1 protein-coding gene is annotated in these 2,568 nt (G+C 54.2%); it reads left to right on the top strand.

Annotated features, from left to right (window positions below; all coding sequences use genetic code 11):
- Positions 1-145: 145 nt before the first annotated feature.
- A complete protein-coding gene (locus tag QME66_13325) occupies positions 146-2,413 on the top strand; it encodes a Tex family protein (GenBank protein MDI6809928.1) in 2,268 nt (755 codons plus the stop codon).
- Positions 2,414-2,568: the final 155 nt, after the last annotated feature.

Raw genomic sequence — 2,568 nt, 5'->3', positions numbered from 1 at the left:
GGCGGATTTGGCTGCTGGCGGATAATCCACTTTTCAACGAAGGGTCCTTTTCTCAGGAAAGGGATTGAGGATTCTCGCTCAGAAGTTTAAATCTCGCCTTGATTGTATTACGCCAATAAAACCATCTCAACCTGACGAGGGAGTCATGAACGAAACGCATATCGAACGAATTGCCGTCGAACTCTCTTTTACACCGAAGCAGGTGAGCGCAGTGGCCCTGCTTCTCGAAGAGGGAGCGACCATCCCTTTTATTTCCCGTTACCGAAAGGAAGCCACCCAATCCCTGGATGAAGTGGCCATCACTGCAATCCGGGACCGGCTTGAAAAACTATCTGAATTAGACAGCCGCAGGGATGCCATTTTTGGATCTCTCGAAGAGAGAGGGTTTTTAACCGAAGAGCTTAAAGAGAAGCTCCATGCGGCGGAAACGATGGCCGTCCTGGAGGATATTTACCTTCCCTTCCGGCCTAAGCGCAGGACGCGGGCCACCGTAGCGAGAGAGAAGGGGCTCGAGCCCCTGGCGCAACGTCTTTTTGGGCAAGACGGCATCGACCCTGTGAACCGGGATCCACTTGGCGAGGCTTCGGCCTTCATCGATGCCGAAAAGGAGGTCCATTGTGCTGAGGAAGCGCTTGCAGGAGCACGGGACATCATCGCAGAGTGGATCAGTGAAGATGCAGCCGCACGGGCCAGGACAAGGGATTTCTTCCTCCAGAAGGCCCGGTTCAGGTCAAAGGTCATCCCTGAAAAAGAGAAGGAAGGGATCAAGTACAGGGACTACTATGACTGGGAAGAATCCGTTGATGCGGCGCCCTCTCATCGGATTCTCGCGATGAGGCGTGGGGAGAAGGAGGAGGTTCTGACGCTTCGCGTTGTCCCGCCGGAGCAAGAGGGGATTGCGATATTGGGAGCTTTTTTCATCAAAGGGAATGGTCCAGCCTCTGAGCAGGTGAGGCAAGCCCTTGAAGACAGTTATCAACGCCTCCTTCTTCCATCGATGGAGACGGAGATACGGACGTTTACGAAGAAGCGGGCCGACGAAGAGGCCATCCGGGTGTTTGTGGGAAACCTCCGTCAGCTTCTTCTGGCGCCGCCGCTGGGCCAGAAAAACGTGCTTGCCATTGATCCCGGTTTCCGAACAGGCTGCAAAGTCGTATGTCTCGATCAACAGGGAAAGCTCATTCATACCGATACGATTTTTCCCCATCAATCGGAGAAAGGGGCTGCCGGGGCAGCGGGAAAGCTGATGGAGCTTTGCGACCGGTTTCAGGTGGAGGCGATTGCAGTGGGGAACGGAACCGCGGGGAGGGAGACGGAGGCCTTTGTGAAAGGGATCAATCTGCCCAAGCGAATTTCCGTCATGATGGTGAATGAGAGCGGGGCATCCGTTTATTCTGCGTCCGAAGTGGCGCGGGAGGAGTTTCCCGATCACGATATTACGGTGAGGGGAGCGGTTTCTATCGGGAGGCGACTGATGGACCCTCTTGCCGAACTGGTCAAGATCGATCCGAAGTCAATTGGAGTCGGCCAATATCAGCATGATGTCGAACAGCATGCACTAAAAAGGGGCCTCGATGACGTGGTGATGAGCTGTGTCAACGCTGTTGGCGTTGAGGTGAATACGGCAAGTAAACAGCTCCTAACCTATGTCTCCGGGTTGGGGCCTCATCTCGCCAGGGCGATCGTGGGGTATCGGAATGAACATGGTCCGTTTGGCTCAAGGGAGGAGTTGAGAAAGGTTCCACGTCTGGGCCCAAAGGCATTTGAGCAGGCAGCCGGATTTCTCCGGATACGGAGCGCAGAAAACCCGCTGGACGCAAGCGCCGTTCACCCTGAAAGCTATCCCATCGTCGAAGCCATGGCCCGAAACCTCGGTTGCTCGGTGGACGATCTGATGCGGACCGGGGATCTTCGGAAACAGATTGACTTAAGGCAGTACATGACCGAAATAGTTGGCCTGCCTACGCTCAGTGATATTCTGAACGAGCTTGCCAAGCCCGGGCGCGACCCAAGGGAGCCGTTTGAGACCTTTGCCTTTACCGAAGGAGTTGAAAAGATAGAGGATCTTAAACCGGGCATGAAGCTTCCGGGAATTGTCACCAACATCACGGCTTTCGGTGCGTTTGTAGATATCGGTGTCCATCAGGACGGCCTGGCTCACATCAGCGAACTTTCAAACCGCTTTGTTAAGAACCCAAACGATGTGGTGAAGGTCCATCAGAAGGTGATGGTGACTGTGCTCAGTGTGGAGATTGAGCGAAAGCGGATTTCCCTTTCCATGAGAGGCGACCCTTTACAGACCGCCAAAACGCATGAAGTAAACCCCGTTAGAAATTCCAGCGGGGCATTAAACCCCGCCGGAATTATTCTGAAATGTAACCCCGCTGCAGCCGCCGGCCCAGAGGGCCTCTGACCCGGAGGGAGCAGCGGGGTTATATTTCTAACGGGGTAAATGTGGGCATACCAAGGGACCAAAAAGGGTAAAGAAGGGAACCCGTTCGTAAAGGAATGGCTCAGAAGCGGTTTTCAAATAACCCCTTCAAAGATGCGTTGAAACGCTGTTAGCAT

This window comes from Candidatus Eisenbacteria bacterium, from assembly GCA_030017955.1.
In the GTDB taxonomy this organism is placed as follows: Bacteria; Eisenbacteria; RBG-16-71-46; order JASEGR01; family JASEGR01; genus JASEGR01.
Note: the sequence above shows the minus strand (reverse complement) of the source record. Positions and strands in the feature narration are given on the sequence as shown.